The following is a 21,091-nucleotide window of genomic DNA, read 5'->3' on the forward strand; positions in this document are numbered from 1 at the left end:
GTGTGTATAAGAGACAGCCCCAAGGCCCCAGCGAAGCGCTACACCGTCGAGCAGTTCATGCAGACAACGACGGTGTCCGGCGCGTCCTTCTCCTCGGACGAACAGCGGGTGCTCTACTCGTCGGACGAGACGGGCGTCTTCAACGTCTTCTCCGTACCGGTGAAGGGCGGCAAGCCCACCCAGCTCACCCGCGCGAAGGACGCCTCCCTCGCCGTCGGCTACTTCCCCACCGATGACCGCATCCTCTTCACCCGGGACACGAGTGGCCAGGAGCGCCCCCACCTCTACGTGCGCGCGCTGGACGGCCAGGAGCAGGACCTCACGCCGGGCGACAAGCACCGCGCGTCCTTCTTTGGCTGGAGCCACGACGACACCGCCTTCTACGTGCTCACCAACGAGCGCGACGAGCGCTTCCTGGACCTCTACCGCTACGACGCGAAGACCTACGCGCGCACCGTTCTCTACGCGGGAGACGGCGAGCACGTGCCGGCCGCCCTCTCCCCGGACGAGCGGTGGCTGGCGCTGGAGAAGTCGCGGACGCTGTCCGACAGCGACGTCTACCTCTTCAACGTCACCACGAAGGAGCGCCAGCACCTCACCGCGCACCAGGGCCCGGCCACCTGGAAGGCGGCGACCTTCGACCCGACGTCATCCGCGCTGTACCTGCTCACCAATGAGGGCTCCGAATTCACCCGCGTGGAGCGCCACGAACTCGCCACCGGGAAGCGCGAGTCAGTGGAGGCGCCCGCCTGGGACGCACTGTCCACGACGTTCTCCAAGCGCGGCGCCTTTCGCGTCACCCGCGTCAACGAGGACGGCCGCACCACGCTGCGCGTCCACGACGTGAAGGCCGGCAAGCCCCTGGCGCTCCCAGGGCTCCCCGAAGGCGCCATCTCCGACGTGGCGCTGTCGCGCGGCGAGAAGCGGATGGCCTTCCTGCTCGACGGAGACCGCGCGCCGGCCAACCTCTACGTGTTCGACTTCGCGACAAAGAAAGTCACGCGCCTGACGGACACGCTGAGCCGGGCGCTGGACGCGAAGGACCTGGTGGAGTCGGAGCGGGTGCACTTCAAGTCCTTCGATGGGCTGGAGATTCCGGCGCTGCTCTACAAGCCCCACCCGGCCACCGCGAAAGCTCGCGCCCCCGCCATCGTCTTCGTCCACGGGGGACCGGGAGGCCAGTCCTCCAAGGGCTACAGCAGCTTCTTCCAGTTCCTGGTCCACCACGGCTACGTGGTGCTGGCCGTCAACAACCGGGGCAGCGAGGGCTACGGCAAGGCGTTCTTCGCGGCGGACGACCAGCAGCACGGCAAGGCGCCGCTCCAGGACTGCGTCGAGGCGAAGAAGTACCTGGCCGGCCTGCCCTACGTGGACGGCGAGCGCGTGGGCATCCTCGGCCCCAGTTATGGCGGCTACATGGTGCTCGCGGCGCTGGCCTTCCACCCGGACGTCTTCGCCGTGGGCGTGGACGCGTTCGGCATCACCGACTGGCTGAGCGCCCTGCGCGAGCTGCCACCCCACAAGACGGCGCTCCGCGAGGCGCTCTACCAGGAGATGGGCAACCCCGAGACGCAGGAGGCGATGCTGCGCGACATCTCCCCGCTGTTCCACGCGGAGAAGATTCGCAAGCCGCTGCTCATCATCCAGGGCGCCCATGACCCGCGCGTGCCCAAGGCGCGCACGGACACGTTCGTCGAGTCCCTCCGGAAGAGCACCACCCCCCTCGACTACCTTGTCCTCCCCGAGGATGGCCACGGGTTCAGCGGCAAGAAGAGTGAAGCGGAGACCTCCCTGCGTATCCTCTCCTTCCTGGATCAACACCTGCGGGGAAAGCCCTGAGACCGCTCACGGCGGCGGCGATGCAATGCGTCCTCCGGCCATTCGTGTAGAAAACCAGGCATGCAATGAGCCAGCACCGGCTCGTGCGTGTCCCCCAGTGCGTCACCCCACCTCTGGAGTCCCCCATGTCGTCCTGGTCTTCCCTGTCGCGAGCGCTGGCCGCCGCGACACTCCTCCCCACCCTCGCGCTGGCCGCGCCCAGGCCGGAGCCGACCACTCCCGCGAAGGCGGGCGCGGTGCGTGAAACGGCGCGCCCGTCGAAGCACTACGCCATCGAGCAGTTCATGAAGACGACGCTGATTCGGGGCGCGTCCTTCTCCCCGGACGAGCAGCGGGTGCTCTACTCGTCCAACCAGACGGGCATCTACAACGTCTTCTCCGTGCCGGTGAAGGGCGGCAAGCCCACCCAGCTCACCCGCTCCACCACGGACAGCACCTTCGCCGTGGGCTACTTCCCCCAGGACGAGCGCATCCTCTTCACCAAGGACCAGGGCGGCAACGAGCAGCACCACCTCTACGTGCGCACGCCGGACGGCAAGGAGAAGGACCTCACGCCGGGCGACAAGCACCGCGCGTCCTTCTTCGGCTGGAGCCGCGACGAGTCCGCCTTCTACGTCCTCACCAATGAGCGCGATGAGCGCTTCATGGACCTCTACCGCTACGACGCGAAGACGTTCGAGCGCACCCTGCTCTACCAGAACGAGGGCGGCCTCGACGTGGGCGACGTGTCCCCGGACGAGAAGTGGCTCTCCCTGGGCAAGACCAACACCACGTCCGACAGCGACGTCTACCTCTTCAACGTCGCCACGAAGGAGAGCAAGCACCTCTCCCCCCACAAGGGCATCGCGACCTGGGAGTCGGCGACGTTCGACCCGACGTCCTCCTCGCTGTACCTCATCACCGACGAGGGCACCGAGTTCACCCGCGCGGTGCGCTACGTGCTCGCCACCGGGAAGATGGAGGACGTGGAGAAGACGGACTGGGACGTGATGTACACGTACTTCTCCAAGAATGGCGCGCTGCGCGTCACCGGCATCAACGCGGACGGCCGCACCGCCATCCGGCTGCACGACGTGAAGGCCGGCAAGCAGCTCGATTTGCCCAAGCTCCCCGAAGGCGACATCACCGGCGTGTCCATTGGCCGCAGTGAGAAGCGCATGGCCTTCCACCACAACGGGGACCGCTCTCCCAGCAACCTGTACGTCTTCGACTTCGCCACGAAGAAGGTCACCCGCCTGACGGACACCCTCAACCCGGAGATCGACGCCAAGGACCTGGTGGACGCGGAGGTGGTGCGCTTCAAGTCCTTCGACGGGATGGAGATTCCGAACATCCTCTTCAAGCCGCATCAGGCCACCGCGAAGCAGCAGGCGCCCGCGCTCGTGTGGGTCCACGGCGGCCCCGGCGGCCAGTCCCGCAAGGGCTACAACCCGATGATTCAGTACCTGGTCAACCACGGCTACGTGGTGCTGGCCATCAACAACCGGGGCAGCTCCGGCTACGGCAAGACGTTCTACACCGCGGATGACCAGAAGCACGGCAAGGAGCCGCTCCAGGACTGCGTCGAGGCGAAGAAGTACCTGGCCACCCTCCCGTACGTGGACGGCTCACGCGTGGGCATCATCGGCGGCAGCTACGGCGGCTACATGACGCTGGCCGCCCTGGCCTTCCAGCCCGACGTCTTCAACGTGGGCGTGGACATCTTCGGCGTGTCCAACTGGCTGCGCACGCTCAAGAGCATGCCGGCCCACTGGGAGTCGCGGCGTCAGGCGCTCTACCAGGAGGTCGGCAACCCGGAGACGCAGGAGGCGATGCTGCGCGAAGTCTCCCCGCTGTTCCACGCGGAGAAGATTCGCAAGCCGCTGCTCGTCATCCAGGGCGCCAATGACCCGCGCGTGCTGAAGGCGGAGTCGGACGAAATCGTCCAGGCCGTGCAGAAGAGCAAGGTCCCCGTCGAGTACGTCCTCTTCCCCGACGAGGGCCACGGCTTCACCAAGAAGAAGAACGAAGCGGAGGCCTACTCCCGCACCCGCGCGTTCCTGGACCAGTACTTGAAGAAGCCCGCCAACGCCCCGACGAACTGAGCCGTCCGGGTCCGGTGCGCGCGCGGCATGGCGCGCACCGGCTCCGCCGCTTCATCCTCCTCCACGCCCACGTCCCGCAGCGCCTCCAGCACCGCGTCCATGGAGGCGAAGCGCTGCTCGGGCCGCTTCTCCAGACAGCGGCGCACCACGGCCTCCACGGAGGCGGGGATGTCCAGGTCCGGACGCAGCTCGCCAAAGCCCGGCACCGGCTCCTTGTGGTGGGCGAAGACCAGCTCCAGCGCGTCCTCCGACTCGAAGGGCACGCGTCCCATCAGCATCTGGAACAGCACGACACCCAGCGAATAGATATCCCCGCGCGCGTCGGCGACTCCGCGCGCCCGCTCCGGCGCCATGAACGCGTGTGCGCCGTGGAATGAGCCGCTGCCCGTCAGATCCGGCAAGGAGAGGCGCTCGGACTCCGCGACGACGGGCCGCAGCCGTCCGAACCCCCGCACCTTCACGTGCGAGCACTCCCGCCCCGCCGCGTCCGTCACCAGCATGACGTAGGACGGCGTCACGTCCCCGTGCACCACGCCCCGCCGGTGAGCCTGGCGCAGCGAGCGCCCCAGCCCCCGGGCCAGCTCCACCGCGCGCGCCCACGGCAGCGCCCCCGAGGTGAGTACGTGGGCCAGCGTGCGCCCCTCCAGCCACTCCTGGGTGACGTAGAGCGTGCCGTCGTCCGTCCTGCCCGCGTCCAGCACGGTGACGGTGTTGGGGTGGGCCAGCCTCGCGGCGACGCGGGCCTCCTGGAAGAAGCGCTGCCGCGCCTCCTGGTCCGTGAGTGGAGCGCTCAACACCCGCAGCGCGACTTCCCGCTCCAGCGGGAGGTGGAGGGCCCGGTACAGCCGCGCGGGGCCGCTGGGGCCCACGGCCTCCAACACCTGGAAGCGGCCGTGCAGCACCTGGCCGACGAGCGTGTCCACCCCCCACGAGGGTGGAGCCAGCGGGGTGGAATGGAGCTCGGTCTGCATGGTGGAATCTCCTCGGCACACTCCCAAGCGCTCGTCACGGCGGCGTCGAGCGCCCGTGACGGCCCCGACAACACGGCGCGACACCTGGACCCGGGGCCACGCCCTTCGACGCGGCCAGTACCGGTTCGGCGGCAGGGACGTCACTAGCCGGGGGGTCTGACATTCCTGGCGCTTCCGGACAGGCCGGGCGGACCTACCTCCCCCAAGGACATTGGAAGCGTCGGGTATCGGAGTGTCACCGGCTGGGGTTAGGATGCTGCGCCTTCGGAGCCGTCACCACCCATGCCATTCCAGATCAACGTTCACGCGCAGGACCGTATCCTCGAGGTCGTCTATCCCCCCCAGGTCACCTCGGCCGACCTGTCCGAGTATCTGACGGAGGTGAAGAAGGCGATTGTCGGGTTCGCGGGGGAGTGGTCCGCGCTGGTGGACCAGTCCCAGTTGAGGGTGATGCCCACGGACGTCGTGGCCTCCATGGCGGCGCTCAACGCGTACGCGCAGTTGCATGGGATGCAGCGCTCGGCGCGGGTCGTCACGGACGCCCCCTCCGGCCTCCAGGCGTGGCGCATGACGAAGCGGGCCATGCTGACCATCCCCACGCGCACGTTCGAGACGCGGCAGGAAGCCCTGGAGTGGCTGCGCAATCCGGACGCGGACTGAGCATTGCCTCGGGGGGCCCTCTGCCCTCCACTGGCGGCTCCCTTATAGTGGCGACCCGCTCGTCCCCCGGGCGGGCATCGATCCATCATCAGGAGTCGTCTCCATATGCACAACACCCGGAATGGCGCCGCCAGGAAGCTTCTTGGCGCGCTGCTGTGTACCCTTGCCTTCACCGCCTGTCAGCCGGCCCCCGAGGCCGAGCCCGGCGAGGAGGCTCCAGCGACGGGGGCGGGCGAGCAGCCCGTGGTCTACGGCAACGACGACCGCAAGGACGTGTTCGAGCACACGAACGCCACGCTGAAGGCGCGGGCGGAGCAGGCCACCGTGGCGCTGATGTCCCCGTCGGACTTCAACGCCAGCAACCCCAACAACGTCACCTTCAATGGCCCGAACCTGGGCTCGTCCGAGAACCTCTGCACCAGCCAGCGCTTCCGGAGTGATCCAACGGCGGCCTGGTGCTCCGGCACGCTCATCGACGACGACCTGGTGCTGACGGCGGGCCACTGCGTCGAGAGCGCGGCCGAGTGCGGCGACACGCGCATCGTCTTCAACTACTACCGGACCGCCGCCAACACGCTGAAGACGGTGACGACGGCGGACATCTTCTCCTGCCAGTCCATCGTCGTGCGCAAGAAGTCGACGACGGGTGGGCGCGACCTGGATTTCGCCATCCTCAAGCTGGACCGCGCCGCGACGCCGCGCTTCACGCCCGCGCCCGTCCGGGCCGGCAACACCGCGCTGGCGACGGGCGCCAACGTGGCCGTCATCGGCTCCGGCAGCGGCATCCCCTTCAAGATTGACTCCGGCGGCTCGGTGCGCACGCCCCGCGCCAGCACGTTGGACTACTTCGTCGCCACCACGGACACCTTCGCCGGCAACTCCGGCTCGGGCGTGTACGAGACGGCGGAGCACACGCTGGCGGGCATCCTCGTGCGCGGTGACGAGGACTACATCGGCAGCGGGAGCTGCAACGTCGTCAACACCTGCACGGAGACGGGCTGCAACGGCGAGGAAATCACCTACGTGAGCAACGCCATCACCGCGCTCTGCCAGGCGACCACCAACGCCCGGCTGTGCGGCTCCGGTCCGCCGCCCACGGGCGGCAGCAACTTCACCTTCTCCGCGAGCGCCACCGCCAGCGCCACCACCAACACCACCAACAAGACGGTGGCCCTGACGGCCGGTCAGAAAATCACCCTGGGCACCTGCGGCGTCACCGGCACCGCCGTGACGGGTGACTCCTACCTGCGCCTGTTCGGCCCCAGCGGCACCGAGGTCGCAAGCAACGACGATGGCTGCGGCGGCCGGGGCTCCAACCTGAGCTTCACCGCGACGCAGGCGGGCAACTACGAGGTCCGCGCCGGCTGCTACTCCTCCGGCGCCTGCTCCGGCACCGTGGCCTGGACGCTGGAGGGCGGCGGCACCGGCCCCGCGCCGTCGAGCGGCTCCTTCGCGTACACCGCCAACGCCACCAACAGCGCGCAGACGGGCACCACGAACCAGGGCATCACCGTGGCCGCCGGCCAGAGCATCTCCTTCGGCACCTGCACCGTGACGGGCGCCGCCGGCACCGGCGACACCTTCCTGCGCCTGTACAACAGCGCGGGCCAGCAGGTGACGAGCAACGACGACTCCTGCGGCTCGCTGTCCTACGCCAACTACACCGTGCCCGCGGGCGCGGGCGGCACCTACCAGGTCCGCGCGGGCTGCTTCGGCAACTCCTCCTGCGGCGGCACCGTGGCGTGGACCGTCCAGTAGCGCATCCGTCCTGATTCACGGCCTCTCGCGGGCGGTCCGGGAAGCCGGGCCGCCCGTTTTCGTCTTCCGGACACCCCCACCCCCCAGGTCACGGACGGCGGGCCGCCCTCCTTCCCGGCTCCCGACACCGGGCCCTCCAGCCCCCTCACCCCGCGCTTGACAGCCTTGGGGCCGGGGTCTAACGCACGGCGACATGAGCACTGCCCGGTTCCCGCCGTCCCCGACGCGCCCGATTCTCAACGAGGGTCCGTTCCGCGCCCTGCTGCTGGAGAACATCCACCCGTCCGCCGAGGCGCTGCTGGCCGCCGAGGGCTTCCAGGTGGAGCGCACGTCCTCGGCGCTCAAGCCGGCGGAGCTGGCCGAGCGGCTCAAGGGCGTGCACCTGCTGGGCATCCGCAGCAAGACGACGGTGCCCGCGGAGTCGCTGGTGCACGCGGACGAGCTGCTCGCGATTGGAGCCTTCTGCATCGGCACCAACCAGGTGGACCTGACGTCCGCCAACACGCACGGCATCCCCGTCTTCAACGCGCCCTTCAGCAACACGCGCAGCGTGGCGGAGATGGTCATCGCCGAAATCATCGCCCTGACGCGGCAACTGTTCGACCGCAGCCGCGAGGTGCACACCGGCCAGTGGCGCAAGGTCGCCACCGGCAGCCACGAGGTGCGCGGCAAGACGCTGGGCATCATCGGCTATGGCCACATCGGCTCGCAGCTCGGCGTGCTGGCGGAGTCCCTGGGGCTGCGGGTGCTCTACTTCGACGTCATGACGAAGCTGCCTTTGGGCAACTCGCGCGCGGTGGGCTCGCTGGACGAGCTCTTGGCCGAGTCGGACTTCGTCACGCTCCACGTCCCGGCGCTGACGTCCACGCACATGATGATGGGCTCCGAGCAGCTGGCGAAGATGAAGAAGGGCGCCTGCCTCATCAACGCCAGCCGGGGCACGGTGGTGGACATCGGCGCGCTGGCGGCGGCCCTGCGCTCCAAGCACCTGGGCGGCGCCGCGGTGGACGTCTACCCGGAGGAGCCCGAGGGCAACTCGGATGGCTTCGTCACCGAGTTGCAGAACCTGCCCAACGTCATCCTCACGCCGCACATCGGCGGCTCCACGGAGGAGGCGCAGGCGTCCATCGGCCGGGAGGTGGCCGTCAGCCTCTCCAAGTTCTTCCGGACGGGCGCGACGACGGGCTCGGTGAACTTCCCCATGGTGGAGGCGCCGCTCATCCCCGGCACCCACCGCATCCTCAACGTGCACCGCAACATCCCCGGCGTGCTGCGCGACATCAACCGCATCGTCTCCGACTTGAACGCCAACATCCACGCGCAGGTCCTCAGCACGGACGCGAACATCGGCTACCTGGTCATGGACCTGGACCAGGACGTGTCGCGCCCCGTCTGTGACGCCATCGCCGGCCTGACGACGGACATCAAGACGCGCATCGTCTCCTGACGTCAGCGCGCCCGTTGCGCGCTCAGGCGTCCAGAATCTTCCCGGGGTTGAGCACGCCCCGGGGGTCCAGGGTCCGCTTGAGCGCGCGCAAGAGGGCCAGCTCCTCCTCGGAGCGCGAGTAGCCCAGGTAGTCCTTCTTCAACAGGCCGATGCCGTGCTCCGCGGAGATGCTGCCCGCGTGCTTGCGCACCAGCTCGAACATGGTGGGGTCCGCCTGCTTCGTGTGGGCCAGGAACTCCGCCTTGTCCAGCGCGTCCGGCTTCATCACGTTGACGTGCAGGTTGCCGTCGCCAATGTGGCCGAAGAGGCAGATTTCCCACCCCGGGTAGCGCGACTGGAAGACGGCCTCCAGCTCCGCGCAGAACGCCTCCAGGCCCGCGACGGGCAGGGAGATGTCGTTCTTGTGGGGCAGGCCCGTGGCGGACAGGCTCTCGCTGATGCCCTCGCGCAGCGCCCACAGCTCCGCCGCCTGCGCCGCGCCCTGCGCCTGCGTGCCGTCCGTCACCAGCCCCCGCTCGAAGAGCGAGCCCAGCCACGCCTCCACCGCCGCCGCGTCGCGTGACTCCGCCTCCAGCAGCACGTAGCAGCCGCTGGTCGCTTCAAAGGGGGAGCGCAGCTTGCGGTGGCGCTGCACGCGCGAAAGGCAGCGGTCCGTGAAGAACTCGTAGGCGGAGATGAGGAAGGCCGTCTGCTGACGGGCGTCCCGGAACAGCCGCAGCACGGCGGCCACGTCCGGCACGGCGAAGAGGAAGACGTCCTGCTTGCCGGGAAGCTGCGTCAGCTTGAGGGTGGCCTCGGTGATGACGCCCAGCGTGCCCTCGCTGCCGATGAAGAGCTGGCGCAAATCCAGCCCGGTGTTGTTCTTCTCCAGCGCGCCGTTGAGCTCCAGCACGCGGCCGTCCGCCGTCACCACCTGGAGCCCCAGCACCCAGTTGCGGGTGAGGCCGTAGCGGATGACCTTCACCCCTCCCGCGTTGGTGGCGATGTTGCCGCCCACGGTGCTGGAGCCCTTGGAGGCGAAGTCCACCGGCCACGTCAGGCCATGCTCGGCGCAGTGGCGGTGCACCGCCTCCGTCACCGCGCCCGCCTGCACGCGCACCGTGTTGCCGAGCAGGTCCACCGGGCCCAGGCGCGCCATGCGCTGGAGCGACAGCACCACCTCGCCCTTCGCCGCCACCGCGCCACCCGCCAGGCCCGTGCGGCCTCCGGAGGGCACCACCGCCACGCCGTGCTGGTGACACAGCGCGAGCAGCCGGGACACCTCATCCGTGGTGCGGGGCAGAGCCACCGCGCTCGGGGCCGGGGCATACACGCGCGTCCAGTCGCGGCCGTACTCCTTCAATTCCTCCGGCTCCTGGGTGAGGAAATCGACGGGGAAGCCCTCGGAGAGAGCGCGGAGGAAGTCGGCGGGGAGCGCGGCGCTGGACATGCCCCAGGCGTATTGCAGGTCCCACCCGGTGACAAGGTGCGGCGAGGGCCCCGGCGGCTGGGAGGTCGTCCGGAATTCACCGGGAAACGGACAGGAAAATGGGCTCGTTGCGTATACCCAGGCGACACCCGTCGGGTTCTGTCGGGCCGTCCCTGTATCCCACCCCACCCTCCAGGATTCCGAAGATGCATCCGAGCCGAGTCCTCCGCGCCGCCGCCCTGCTGCTCGCCTCCGTGACGCTGACGCCCTCCGCGCTGGCGGCCGAGACACCCCAGCCCAACGTGCCCTACGTCTTCGTGACGGTGGACAGCTACTCCCTCGTCCAGGCGGACACCATCCAGGTCACCGGCGTCCTCCAGGGAGAGAACACGCCCCGGACCCTGGAATTCGAATTCCCCTACCCGTCCACCAACTACTACGGCGCCAGCCCGCATATCGCTCGCTGCGACCGGCTGGCCTTGCTGCTCATGAACAAGCCAGGGGCCTACCTCCTCGAGCTGTCGTTCAGGTACCAGGGGGCGATTGTCACCTGCAAACTGACCCGCCGGACGGCGGCGCCGGCTCCCTGACGGACGGAAGACGGGACTCCCGCTCATGGCGACGACGCGAAGCATCTGGCTGGCGCTCGCGCTGGCCCTGCTGGGGCTCCAGTCTGGCTGCGCCGATGGTGGCGATGGCCTCGGGACTGGCGGCAAGGACTCGGACGGCGACGGCGTGGCGAACGACACGGACTGCGAGCCGTTCAACAGGGCGAACTGGCACGAGGTCTCCGCTTACGAGGACGCGGACCGTGACGGTCGGGGTGACGGGGCCTTGAAGAAGGTGTGCGCCCCCGACAACGCCCTGCCCCTGGGCTGGACCTCGGTGCCGGGAGACTGCGCCCCGAAGGACAGCTCCCGGTGGCGCACCGTCTCCGGCCTGTATCCGGACCGGGACAGCGACGGCGCCACGGGCCCGGGTCCGGTGGAGGTCTGTCTGGGGGAGACCCTCTGGGGGTATCGCGAGCAGGCGGGCCCCTCGGACTGCGATGACGAGGATGCGCGCTTCACGGTGGCTCGCGGTGCCTGGCCGGACCTGGATGCGGACGGGTATGGCGAGGGCCCTCGCGTGGACGTCTGCGCCGGCAAGTCGCCACCGCTGGGGTTCTCCATCGTGGAAGGAGACTGCGCGCCGCTCGATGCCACTCGCGCGGTGTCTCTCGCCTATCTGTACCGGGATGTCGACGGAGATGGCCTCACCGTGGATGCGCCGGGCGCGCTCTGCCTCGCGCCCCTTCAGCAACTGCCTGCCAGCTACACCCTCCAGTCCCTCGGCGCGGATTGCGACGACTCGGACTCGATGGTGTGGCGGACGCGCGACGTCTACGTGGACGCGGATGGCGATGGCTTCGGCACGGGTGAGCCCCAGGCCCGGTGCGCGGGCGCGGTGGCGCCTCCGGGACATGCGCTCCAGGGCGATGACTGCGCCCCCGGGGACGCCACGCTCTGGCAGTGGCGGGGCTACACGTACCGCGACGCGGATGGGGATGGCGACACGGTCCCCGAAAATGGCGTGCGGTGCAGCGGCGAGTTTCTGCCCCAGGGCTATGCCCACCTTCCCCGCGGGCTCGACTGTAACGACCAGGATGCTTCCATCCGGGTGAGCTGGAGCGTCCATCCCGACGAAGACGGGGACCTGGTGGGCGCGGGCACGGCGGTGACGCTGTGCGCGGGTGGCACGGTGCCACAGGGCTACTCGACGCTCGGCTCCGACTGCGCGCCCTCGAACGCCAGCGAGTGGCAGCTCCGGGAGTACCGGCATCGCGACGCGGATGGGGATGGCTACACGGTGCCCGAAGCGGGCAACGTCTGTGGTGGCACCGCACTGCCTCCCGGCTATGCGTGGACCGAGCAACGCCGGGACTGCGACGACGCGAGCCCCACACGACACACGTCGCTCCTGTCCTGGCCGGACCTGGATGGAGATGGCGTGGGCGCGGGCACGTCGGAGACGCTGTGCACCGACGGGCAGACGCATCCTTCCCGGTCGGCGGTGGGAACCGACTGCGCGGACGACGATGCGACGCGCTGGGTTCAGCGCAACTACACCCACGTGGACCGGGACCTGGACGGCGCCACGATGCCCGAGCAGGGCGGTGTCTGTGTGGGCAGCGCGTTGCCAGCGCCGTACTTCACGAAGGCCACGGGCAACGACTGCGACGACGCGGACCCGGAGCGCACGCGCTGGGTCGTGCTCTATCCGGACATGGATGGCGACGGCGTGGGCGCCGAGCCCCGGCAGATTCCGTGCATCGGCGCGACGATACCTCCGGGCATGTCCATCTACGGCTACGACCTGGACGACAACGACCCGGACGTGACGGAGGCCACGGAGGACGACAGCGACATGGACCTCATCCTGGAGCCGTGAGCCGCATTCCCGCCATCTGACGACAGGCGAACCCTTGCCTGGAGTCGGGGCGGGACTGCGTCACCTCGTGACTTGCATCGTCAGTGGGTTGAGGCCATCCTCATTTCCGGCGCGGGAAACCGCGCTGTCCATGACCTCTTCTCACTGACAGCTTTCGCTCCTCGAAGCGCTCCTCCTCGCCCTCGACGCCATGCGTCCGAGGTGGCGGGTGAGGCGCTCCCCGTGAGCGATTCCCACAGCACCGCATTCACGTCCCCACCGCACCCTTCCGGCGCGGAGCGCCACCCGTGCGCGGTGGGACTTCTCGAATCCGAGGTCCTCCTATGCAACCCCAGAAGCGCAAGCTCGCGTACCACGTCGCCACCACCCTCGACGGCTTCATCGCCCGAGAGGACGACTCCTTCGACTGCTTCGCGAACGAAGGCGACCACGTCACCGAGTACCTCGCCACGCTGCGCACCTATGGCGCGGTGGTGATGGGCCGCCGGACGTATGACATCGGCCTGAAGTTCAACGTCACGGACCCCTACCCGTACCTGGAGACGTACGTCGTCTCACGCACGCTGAAAGAGAGCCCGAACCCCCGCGTCCACCTCATCTCCTACGACGTCGTCGGCGCGGTGCGCGCGCTGAAGGCCCAGGAGGGCAAGGACATCTACCTGGCGGGAGGCGGAGCCCTGGCCACGCAGTTGCTCACCGCGGGCCTCGTGGACGAGGTCCTCATCAAGCTGAACCCGGTGCTGCTCGGCGCGGGAATCCCCCTCGTCTCGCGGCTGGGTTCACACATCCCCCTGGAGCTGCTGTCGACCAAGGTCTACCGGACCGGCGTCGTGCTGCTCCAGTACGCCATCAAGCACTGAGCCCTCGCGCTCCAGGGTGCCCGGATGTGAGTGCGCTCACGTCCGGGCACTCTTCGCCTTTCCCGGCGTGACGGCATCCGGCCAGGAGCGGAGAATCAACTCGGCCGACGACTGCGCGGACCACTCCATCTGCCCCATCAGGACCTGCCGGCCGCGACTGACTCGAAACGGCTTCCATAGCGGAGCCTCCTCCCGCTTCAAGGAGTCCCAGGCCGACCAGCTCAAGCCTCCGGTGGCCGTCACCAGCCGCGTCAGCCAGTCGTCGAACTCCGTGCCGGACAGCCAGCGAAGCTGCTCCAACACCCGGCCCACGTCCGCCGCGAGCGTCGACTCCCGCCCCGTCACCGTCGAGAGCACCTGACGACCGGCCCCCTCCGGAATGAAGGACACGCCTCCAGGCCGCAGCACGACCCACCCCGAGCGGGGCGCCACCTCCGCATCCCACAGCGACGCGGGAAAGACGACCACGTCCGCGAGCCGTACCCCGGAGCGCACCCGCCCCAGCAGCGGAGGCTGGCTGTGCAGCTCGAGAAGGGTCGCGAGCGCCTTGGCGTCCGCGAGATGAGCCACCTGGAGCCGGGGCTCACCCTCCACCTTCAAGTCGTGCGTGGGCCCCAGGTGGACACCTCCAGGCGCGATGGTGGCCAGGGGGACGGAGACGGTCTCTCCGAACGTCGGCATCCACAACAGCCGCCTGCTCGTCATCCAGACGCGACCCGCCCGGGCCCACGCCACGAACAGCGGGGCGACGATGAACGCCACCAGCGCCACCCCCGCCCGACTCCCGTTTCCTCGCAGCAACGCCAGGAGGAGGACATACAAGCCCCAATACAGCAGGGCCATGGAGACCAGCAGCGGAAGCGTCTGTCCCGAGGAGACCGGCGACAACCGGTCCGCCTGGAACAGCAGCACCTCACCGGGTTCGAGCGTCATCGTCGCCCGCTTGCCCACCAACCCGTCCAGCCGCGCCAGCTCCACCTTCAGCACGGGAGGACCGGACACGTGCACCAACCGCGACAGTCGCGCGCGCACCAGTGTCTTGAGCCGCTCCCGGCGCGCCTCCAGCTCGCGCAGCCCCTCCATCACCGGCAGCGTGTCGGACCAGCCCTCCACCCGCGCACGCCGGATCGTCCGCTCCAGGGCCTCCTCGACAGTGGCCTCCTCCGCCAGCCACTCCGAGACGAGCGTGGGATGCGCGCGCCACCGACGCTTCCATCCCCGGCCGCGCAGCACCGCCTCCAGGGTGGCCGCTCGCCGGAGCGCCGCCTCAAGCACCTCCGCGCGACCTTCCAACTGGACGCGCACGTCTTCGGCGGTGGGCCCTTCCGACGACTCCTTCACGGTGTGGACACGCTCGGTCATGACCCGCTGCTCAGCTTGGGCTGAACGTCCTCGCTCGAATCCTGGAGGCCCTCACTCCAGGCGTGCACCAATCGGTAGGCGAGCTCCCGCTTCGTCAGCCCCACGTTGCCGACGAGCACCTCCTCGCCCCGGGTGATGTGGACCTCCTGCTCCAGGGGAATGTCCCGAGCCACCCGCGCATCCTGAGACGACCAGGCCGCGCCCCCGGTCGCCACCGTGGCCCGCACGAGGTACGCGTCCAGCTCCGACTCGGGCTGCCAGCACAGGCCCTCGAGCACGCACTCCAGCTCGACGCTCGACAGCAACCTCCGGCCGGTCGCGGCATGCAACAGCGCCGCGCCCGCGTCGGGGTCGGGGAGGAAGAAGACGCCACGACCCAGCAACACGGCCTGCCCGGAGCTCCACGTCCCCTTGCGACGCAGCAGCGCCGAAAACGTCAACAACTCCACCCGCCGGTCCACCCGGGCCGCTTGCGCCCGGACGCGGGCATCGCGAAACAACTCCAGCAGGACGCGCAGCCTGTCGGCGCTCGCGCCATCGAACCGCGTCAGCCGGATGAAGTGGTCTCCGCGAAGGCTGAGCGCTCCCCCGCCGTCCTCCAGTTGGAGTCCGCCCTCCTCCAGCGAGTCCAGCCGCACGGCCACCGGGGGCTCGTCTCCCGGCGGCATCCACACCACGCGCTCCGGCGTGAGCCAGACGACGCCTGGGGCCTTCATTCGCAGCAGCGTCACCGTCCCCATCAACAACGCGACCAACGCCAGCGTGCCACCGACCAGCGCCACTCCCGTCGAACCGAGGAGCAGCAGCCAGAGAATCCCCACGCCGAGGCCCAGCGCGGCCAGGACGAAGACGAAGGCCACCACGTACTGCGGCGCCCGGCCCACCGAGGCGATGCGCAGCGCGAAGGGCTCCGTCGGCGTCCGTTGGAGGGAAACCTCCTGGGCGCAGACCTCCTTCAGTTCGCGCAGCTTCTCCTCCAGCGACAGGGACTCCGTCACGAGGCCCCGGGTCAGCAGCGCGTCGCGCACGCGCATCGCCATTCGCTCGCGGACCTCCCGCACCCGACTCGCGGTCTTCGGAATGGACGAGCCCTCCGGCCAGCCCTCCTGCTCACCGCGCCGCTCGGTGCGCTCCAGCGCTTCCAGCAACGTGGGCTCCACCTCCAGGACGTCCTGAATCAACGAGGGCTCGTCCTGCAACGTCCGCCGCCAGCCGCGCGAATCCAGGGTCCTTTCGAGCATGCGGTAGCGGCGGAGGGCGGACTCAATCAGTTCCACGCGCCCTTCCAGGCGGCGGCGCAGGTCCCCCTCCGACGGGCGCGACTCGGGCACCACGGCACCGGTTCGGTTGCGTTCGGACATTGCCCTCGCAGCATATCCGGTCGGGCCCTCCCTCCGGGAGCAGAGCCCGTGAGCCCCAGGACAGTCCCGACGACGGCACGAGGGAATCCCCTTCCACCGTGCCTAGGCTCGCGCTCACGCGCCGCTGGGGGCGCGCCTTGCCGGGGGGCGCGGCATGGACCGCATGCGAAGACCCTTCCTCATCGCCGCGCTGGTGCTGCTGGCGCTCTGTGTACTCGTGGAGGTGGGCTCGCCCATCCTGCTGCCCCAGAAGTCACCGGACTGCTCGGCGCTGAGTGGCACGAAGCCCTGCGCGCCCCTCCCTCCGGGCTTCCCCGAGGATTGCCGCCCCCTGCACACCGCGATTTGCGAGGGCGAGGACGTGGACCCTTCCGACGTGGTGCGCACGCAGAAGGAGAACCCGCCCACGCCGGGCCTGGGCATTCCCTACCTCGCCCTGGTGGATGCGCTGCTGTTGCTCACGCTCGGGTTGATGGGCGCGAGCCTCATCATCCCCGAGCGCGTCCATGGGCGCGTGCAGGGACTGGCGACGCTCATCGGCTCCATCGTCGCGCTGCTCACCGGCTTTGGCCTGCTCATGGCCGCCATCGCACTGACGCTGACGATGATAACGCTCGTCGCGTCGGTGCCCTTCGGCACGCTGGCCTATCTGGCCGTGTGGGGCTTCTTCAACCGGGGAGGCGCGGCCGGCACGCTGGGCTTCTTGATGTTCCTCAAGCTCGCCGCGGGCGTGTGCCTGGTGCTCGCGCACCAGCGCTTCCTCCAGAACAAGGGCCTGGTGCTGCTCTACCTCACGTCGCTGTTGGCCAACGCCGTGGTGTCCCTCCTCCACGGACTGGTGCCCGGCATCCTCGTCAGCATCACCGACGCGGTGAGCGCCATCATCGTCGCCATCCTCGGCCTCATCTGGGCCGTGCTGCTGCTGGTGGGCGCGCTGGTGTCCATCCTCAAGGTGCTGCGCCTCAAGCGCGCCGCGCCGGCCTGAGGCCGCTCCTGCTCACCTCAGTCCCAGCTCGCAGATGGGGCGCTGCGGAGGGGCCGACAGACACGTCACCTCCAGGTCCGCGCCCTCCTTCGCCACGTCCAGCTTCTTCGCCTCCTTCAGCGGGTCGAACTTCGCCGGCACCGACGGCTTGCCCCTCGACGCCAGCGACACCCGGACCACGGAGAGGGGGCGGGGCACCACCTCCAGCGAGCGCATCCGCGTGTCGGACGCCTTCACGTCCACCCGGCAGGAGCCCCCGCTCGGAAGGACGAGCACCCCCTCCTGGAAGGCACACGTCGCGGCCAACTCCGTGGCATCCACCGGCTCGGGCTTGATGAACCGCTCCCGGAGCTCCTGGGCGGACTGCGTGGGACTCTCGCGACGGGAGGACTCATCCTTCGCCCCCAGGCCCACGCCCAGGACATAGAGCGCGACGATGGCGACGATGGCCAGGATGAGCACGACATGGAGGGGCTTGAGCTCGGGCATGGCGCGGCGCTACCGGATGATGCCCTCTTCCCGCCGACGCATCTCCAGTTGCAGACGCTGCTGCTCCTGCATCTGCTCCATGATTTCCGACTTGCGGGGGGAGACCTGGAGCATCTCCTGGTTGAGCACCGTCGCCCGAACGTTGACGCACTGGCCATTGCTGCAGACAGTGAAGTCCGGGCACGGGCCCGGACATTGGAAGCCCAGCGGGGCGACCTGACACGTCCCCGCGCAGAAGCCGGAGAGGCAGACCTCGTTGGACCGGCAGGGCTGTCCATCCGCGAGCTGGCAGAGCTTCGTGGGGCCACACTGCGCCGGCTGGCGACAGTCGGCGTTGCTTTCGCAGCGCCCGTCGTCCCGGCTGCATTTCCCGTCGGCGCGGCAGTAGAAGCTGGAGCAGTCACTGTCGCGCTCGCAGTCCTGCAGGGACTCCAGCAGGCACAGCCGCGAGCCGGGCACCTCCGTGCACTTCAGCGGCCCCGGGCAGTCGCGCTGACTCGCGCACGTCTGCCCCAGTGCCAGCTGGCACTCGCCCCTCCTGTTGCAGAAGCCGGTGGAGCACATCGCGCCGCCGTCACACGCCTCGCCCGCGGACACCAGGCACGAGCCGCCATCCGGGTCCGTACACGTGAGCCCCTTGTCACAGTCCCCCCCCGGGCAGGGCTGGCCCAGTTCGGCGCCCCCACTCGACGAGATGATGCCAATCACCGTCCCGATGATGAGGATGACGCCCGCCGCCAGCGCGACCCACATCCAGGGGAAGGGCTTCTTGGGCGGCGGCGCGGCCACGACTTCAAAGGCCGTGGCGGGCCCTTCCGCGTAGCGCTCGTCCGGGTTCGTCACGTCCACCACGAGCAGGTGGAAGGTGAAGCGTCCCGGCGGTGTTCCCGGTGGGACGCGAAGCTGCACGCTGAGCTGCTGCGTGCCGTCCGGCGCGAAGTCCCGCTCGTCGCCTCCGGAGATGGTGGCCCACTCCGCCTTCGCGCCGGGGCCCGGGACGATGGAGGCCCGGGCTCGGACAGGGGCACGCAGCGCGTTGGACACCGTGTAGGCCACCTCCCCTTGTCCCGTCGCATTCAGACGGACGGTGTCCGTCACGGCGGTGATGTCAAAGGCGCGGGGCATCAACTGGCTCCTTGAGGCGGCTGCGCGAAACGCAGCTCATAGGTGACGTATGCGGGCTTCTCCCGCTCGATGATTCGCTCCAGCAGCAGCCGGTGGGCGGACACCGCCGAGGGCGCGAGCACCAGGACGTGAAAGGGCCGCGGCCTGCCGTCCTCGCCGGGCACCGCGTCGTCCACCTGGAAGTCGGTGCGGCCGGTGGCAGTGGTGAGGAACAACCGCAGGCCGCGCGCGGTGCCGCGCCAGCGCGATATCTCCACCGCCTGCGCCACCAGCTCTCGCAGCCGCCCCAGGCCCGTGGACACGGGCAGGTCCATGCCCACCCAACGCGCCAGGAAGGGCACGAAGCGGTCCGGCGCCCGGCGCGGGTCGAAGTGGGATTCCAGCCCGGCGAGCACGTCCTCGCTGGGCGCATGCAACGCGTCCATCACCGCCAGCAGCGCGGTGAGCGGAGAGCCCGGCAGCACGGTGCGCTGGAAGACGCCCGGCAACAGCCGCTGGATGTCAGGGCTCCGCATCGTCCGTCACCACTTCCAGCGTGTGCGCGCCGGAGCTGAGGAGCCACGTGGGCGGCAGCGTCACCTTCTCGGTGAACTCGCGCGTGGAGACGGGCTCATAGCGCTCGCTGCCTCGGGGGCGACGGAAGACGCCGTCCGGTCCTCCCGCGAGCACCGGGGCGCCCGTGGGCGAGGACGCCAACGCGGACACGGGCTGGAACAGGCGCTCCGCCTCGCGCAGCGGCAGGCCACAGCCCACGTCGGGACGCCGCCAGGAGGCACCGGGGCGGCTCGAGTCCACCCACAGCACACCCACGCGGTGGCTGCCCGCGTACACGGTGGAGCCGCTGAACGCGAGCGCCAGACAACTGCCGCCATCCCAGTTCCTGTCGAACGGACGCCAGCCGTCCGGCGGGTCCGCGCTGCCCATCAACTCCCAGCACAGCGCGCCCCTGCCCGGGTCCGCGCCACTGGCCGCGGCCAGCCCCGCCCAGAGGAAGGAGCGAGGCCCGTCCTTCTGGACCTCCAGCACGCGCACGTCCTGGCCCTTGGGGCCGATGGGACGGAAGGTGCCTCCGCGTCCACCGCCGCTCGACAGGAAGACGCCCCGCGTGCCCATGGCCGCCACCGCGACATTCACCGCGCCGCGCACGTCCGTCGTCGCGGCCACCGCGTAGAAGCCCAGGTCCTGATTGGCGGGGTCCACCAGCACCTGGATGGGCGTGGCGCCCGGACGCGACACCAGCTCGAACAGGCCCACGCGCGTGGCCAGGAGCAGCACCGGCACACCGTCGCGCTCCGCCCACGTCAGGTCCTCCACCGCGTCCAGCGTGTGCGTGGTGTCGTCCCACGTCTCGCCACAGTCGTAGGACAGGTGGATGCGGGAGCGCTTCGAGTCCGCGGCCAGCCGCGCGCACACGGCGACGAGGCCCGCGCGCTGGGGATGCGCCTCCACCGCGTCCACGTCCTCGCCGGGGAACAGGCCCGCCCGCTCCCAGCCGTCCGCGTCGTTCACCGTGCGGAACAGCGTCTCGCCGCCGCCCGCGTAGAAGGTGCCCGGCTGGAAGCTGTCGGCGGCCAGGGTGCGCACCTCGCGGGGCACCTCGTCCACCAGCAGCCGCACCTTGTCGAGGTAGCTGACGCCCGGCTCCGCCAGGAGCGCGTCGTAGACATGCGAGGCCCGCAGCGCCTGGCCGAAGCGCCACCCCTCCGGCTGGAGTCCCGAGGGCAGCGGCGTGAGCACCTGATGGAGCCGCTCGGTGAGCCGCGCGCGCAGTGCAGCCGTGTCCTCCTCGCGGTGCGCCACCACGCGCGCCTGCACCCGCACCGTCTTGTAGCGCGCCCACTCCACATGACAGGTGGTGCCCAGCGGACGGCGCAGGTCCAGCTCCGTGTGGATGCGCGCGCGGGCCTCCTCCGTCTCGTGCTCGCGCAGCGCCGCCTCCGTGACTCCCTCACCCGACGCGCCTCGCACCTCCGGCGGCAGGTGCGGCACCAGCAACACCTCCACCGTGCCCGCGGGGGCGTGGGACCACAACTGCGCCAGGGTGACGGCCTTGGCGCGCGCCACCGCGCCGGAGCTGCGCAGCGCCAGAAGCTCGAAGTCTCCGGCGGTGACGGCGCGCCGCAGCGAGTGCAGCTCCTGGGGCCCGCGCAGGAGCGCGTTCTCCAGCGTCTCCGCCACGCGGCCTCCCGTCGCGGGCCGGGGGTTGGTGACCTTCAAGCCTGGGATGGGCGCCTTGAGCACCTCCAGCGTCCCCGCCGCCACGTTGCCCGCGGCGCCTCCGCCGCGCCGGTACCAGAGGCGAATCTCCCGCC

General features: G+C 69.8%; 16 protein-coding genes and 1 pseudogene. 9 read left to right on the top strand and 8 right to left on the bottom strand.

What is annotated here, in order from left to right:
- A partial coding sequence (locus FJV41_RS35250; RefSeq protein ID WP_438616773.1) for an alpha/beta fold hydrolase occupies positions 1-1,839 on the top strand: 1,839 nt, incomplete at its 5' end.
- Between the two features lie 125 nt (positions 1,840-1,964).
- Positions 1,965-3,923 (top strand): S9 family peptidase, encoded by a 1,959-nt coding sequence (locus FJV41_RS35255; protein WP_141646992.1) that lies wholly within the window; start codon positions 1,965-1,967, stop codon positions 3,921-3,923.
- Here FJV41_RS35255 and FJV41_RS35260 read toward each other — a convergent pair.
- Positions 3,857-4,894: a serine/threonine-protein kinase gene (locus tag FJV41_RS35260; protein ID WP_141646993.1), complete on the bottom strand. Its 1,038-nt coding sequence runs from the start codon at positions 4,892-4,894 to the stop codon at positions 3,857-3,859. The genes FJV41_RS35255 and FJV41_RS35260 overlap by 67 nt on opposite strands.
- A gap of 282 nt (positions 4,895-5,176) precedes the next feature.
- On the opposite strand from FJV41_RS35260, the gene FJV41_RS35265 reads away from it, so the two are divergent.
- From FJV41_RS35265 to serA, 3 genes are all read left to right on the top strand, one after another.
- On the top strand, positions 5,177-5,554 hold the full coding sequence (locus FJV41_RS35265) for a SpoIIAA family protein (RefSeq protein WP_141646994.1): 378 nt from the start codon (positions 5,177-5,179) through the stop codon (positions 5,552-5,554).
- Positions 5,555-5,659: 105 nt separating this feature from the next.
- A complete protein-coding gene (locus FJV41_RS35270) occupies positions 5,660-7,312 on the top strand; it encodes a serine protease (protein WP_141646995.1) in 1,653 nt (550 codons plus the stop codon).
- Positions 7,313-7,505: 193 nt separating this feature from the next.
- A complete protein-coding gene (serA, locus tag FJV41_RS35275) occupies positions 7,506-8,759 on the top strand; it encodes a phosphoglycerate dehydrogenase (RefSeq protein ID WP_141646996.1) in 1,254 nt (417 codons plus the stop codon).
- A gap of 22 nt (positions 8,760-8,781) precedes the next feature.
- Here the strand turns inward: serA and FJV41_RS35280 are convergent, their stop codons facing one another.
- Complete coding sequence (locus tag FJV41_RS35280) at positions 8,782-10,188, bottom strand: FAD-binding oxidoreductase (RefSeq protein ID WP_141646997.1); 1,407 nt, start codon at positions 10,186-10,188, stop codon at positions 8,782-8,784.
- 185 nt (positions 10,189-10,373) lie between these two features.
- Between FJV41_RS35280 and FJV41_RS35285 the strand changes: the two genes are divergently transcribed.
- The 3 genes from FJV41_RS35285 to FJV41_RS35295 all read left to right on the top strand — a co-directional run bounded on the left by FJV41_RS35285 (position 10,374) and on the right by FJV41_RS35295 (position 13,457).
- On the top strand, positions 10,374-10,757 hold the full coding sequence (locus tag FJV41_RS35285) for a hypothetical protein (RefSeq protein WP_141646998.1): 384 nt from the start codon (positions 10,374-10,376) through the stop codon (positions 10,755-10,757).
- A 25-nt stretch (positions 10,758-10,782) separates the two neighbouring features.
- Positions 10,783-12,597: a hypothetical protein gene (locus FJV41_RS35290; RefSeq protein ID WP_141646999.1), complete on the top strand. Its 1,815-nt coding sequence runs from the start codon at positions 10,783-10,785 to the stop codon at positions 12,595-12,597.
- A gap of 323 nt (positions 12,598-12,920) precedes the next feature.
- Positions 12,921-13,457, top strand: a complete 537-nt coding sequence (locus tag FJV41_RS35295) for a dihydrofolate reductase family protein (RefSeq protein ID WP_141647000.1) — start codon at positions 12,921-12,923, stop codon at positions 13,455-13,457.
- Positions 13,458-13,493: 36 nt separating this feature from the next.
- Here FJV41_RS35295 and FJV41_RS35300 read toward each other — a convergent pair whose 3' ends face one another.
- Together FJV41_RS35300 and FJV41_RS35305 are read right to left on the bottom strand one after the other, a co-directional pair.
- On the bottom strand, positions 13,494-14,819 hold the full coding sequence (locus FJV41_RS35300; protein WP_141647001.1) for a hypothetical protein: 1,326 nt from the start codon (positions 14,817-14,819) through the stop codon (positions 13,494-13,496).
- Positions 14,816-16,180 carry a hypothetical protein gene (locus tag FJV41_RS35305; RefSeq protein ID WP_141647002.1) on the bottom strand — a complete coding sequence of 455 codons (1,365 nt, stop codon included), beginning with the start codon at positions 16,178-16,180 and terminating at the stop codon, positions 14,816-14,818. The genes FJV41_RS35300 and FJV41_RS35305 overlap by 4 nt, the downstream gene beginning before the upstream one ends.
- Positions 16,181-16,343: 163 nt before the next feature.
- On the opposite strand from FJV41_RS35305, the gene FJV41_RS35310 reads away from it, so the two are divergent.
- The gene (locus FJV41_RS35310; protein ID WP_141647003.1) at positions 16,344-17,165 is read left to right on the top strand and encodes a hypothetical protein; all 822 of its coding nucleotides are present in this window, start codon (positions 16,344-16,346) and stop codon (positions 17,163-17,165) included.
- 12 nt (positions 17,166-17,177) lie between these two features.
- Here FJV41_RS35310 and FJV41_RS35315 read toward each other — a convergent pair whose 3' ends face one another.
- From FJV41_RS35315 to FJV41_RS35330, 4 genes and pseudogenes are all read right to left on the bottom strand, one after another.
- Positions 17,178-17,654 carry a hypothetical protein gene (locus tag FJV41_RS35315; protein ID WP_141647004.1) on the bottom strand — a complete coding sequence of 159 codons (477 nt, stop codon included), beginning with the start codon at positions 17,652-17,654 and terminating at the stop codon, positions 17,178-17,180.
- A gap of 9 nt (positions 17,655-17,663) precedes the next feature.
- Positions 17,664-18,779, bottom strand: a complete 1,116-nt coding sequence (locus FJV41_RS35320) for a hypothetical protein (RefSeq protein ID WP_141647005.1) — start codon at positions 18,777-18,779, stop codon at positions 17,664-17,666.
- A complete protein-coding gene (locus tag FJV41_RS35325) occupies positions 18,779-19,294 on the bottom strand; it encodes a phage tail protein (protein WP_141647006.1) in 516 nt (171 codons plus the stop codon). The genes FJV41_RS35320 and FJV41_RS35325 overlap by 1 nt, the downstream gene beginning before the upstream one ends.
- A pseudogene (locus FJV41_RS35330) lies at positions 19,281-21,091 on the bottom strand (hypothetical protein); the annotation flags it as partial. The gene FJV41_RS35325 and the pseudogene FJV41_RS35330, both read right to left, overlap by 14 nt.

It is taken from the genome of Myxococcus llanfairpwllgwyngyllgogerychwyrndrobwllllantysiliogogogochensis (assembly GCF_006636215.1).
GTDB classification, from domain to species: Bacteria; Myxococcota; Myxococcia; order Myxococcales; family Myxococcaceae; genus Myxococcus; species Myxococcus llanfairpwllgwyngyllgogerychwyrndrobwllllantysiliogogogochensis.

Bases quoted from the DNA above. Each gene is read 5' to 3' on its own strand.
- FJV41_RS35255 (WP_141646992.1), top strand. From the start codon at position 1,965: ATGTCGTCCTGGTCTTCCCTGTCGCGAGCGCTGGCCGCCGCGACACTC.
- FJV41_RS35260 (WP_141646993.1), bottom strand. From the start codon at position 4,894: ATGCAGACCGAGCTCCATTCCACCCCGCTGGCTCCACCCTCGTGGGGG.
- FJV41_RS35265 (WP_141646994.1), top strand. From the start codon at position 5,177: ATGCCATTCCAGATCAACGTTCACGCGCAGGACCGTATCCTCGAGGTC.
- FJV41_RS35270 (WP_141646995.1), top strand. From the start codon at position 5,660: ATGCACAACACCCGGAATGGCGCCGCCAGGAAGCTTCTTGGCGCGCTG.
- serA (WP_141646996.1), top strand. From the start codon at position 7,506: ATGAGCACTGCCCGGTTCCCGCCGTCCCCGACGCGCCCGATTCTCAAC.
- FJV41_RS35280 (WP_141646997.1), bottom strand. From the start codon at position 10,188: ATGTCCAGCGCCGCGCTCCCCGCCGACTTCCTCCGCGCTCTCTCCGAG.
- FJV41_RS35285 (WP_141646998.1), top strand. From the start codon at position 10,374: ATGCATCCGAGCCGAGTCCTCCGCGCCGCCGCCCTGCTGCTCGCCTCC.
- FJV41_RS35290 (WP_141646999.1), top strand. From the start codon at position 10,783: ATGGCGACGACGCGAAGCATCTGGCTGGCGCTCGCGCTGGCCCTGCTG.
- FJV41_RS35295 (WP_141647000.1), top strand. From the start codon at position 12,921: ATGCAACCCCAGAAGCGCAAGCTCGCGTACCACGTCGCCACCACCCTC.
- FJV41_RS35300 (WP_141647001.1), bottom strand. From the start codon at position 14,819: ATGACCGAGCGTGTCCACACCGTGAAGGAGTCGTCGGAAGGGCCCACC.
- FJV41_RS35305 (WP_141647002.1), bottom strand. From the start codon at position 16,180: ATGTCCGAACGCAACCGAACCGGTGCCGTGGTGCCCGAGTCGCGCCCG.
- FJV41_RS35310 (WP_141647003.1), top strand. From the start codon at position 16,344: ATGCGAAGACCCTTCCTCATCGCCGCGCTGGTGCTGCTGGCGCTCTGT.
- FJV41_RS35315 (WP_141647004.1), bottom strand. From the start codon at position 17,654: ATGCCCGAGCTCAAGCCCCTCCATGTCGTGCTCATCCTGGCCATCGTC.
- FJV41_RS35320 (WP_141647005.1), bottom strand. From the start codon at position 18,779: ATGCCCCGCGCCTTTGACATCACCGCCGTGACGGACACCGTCCGTCTG.
- FJV41_RS35325 (WP_141647006.1), bottom strand. From the start codon at position 19,294: ATGCGGAGCCCTGACATCCAGCGGCTGTTGCCGGGCGTCTTCCAGCGC.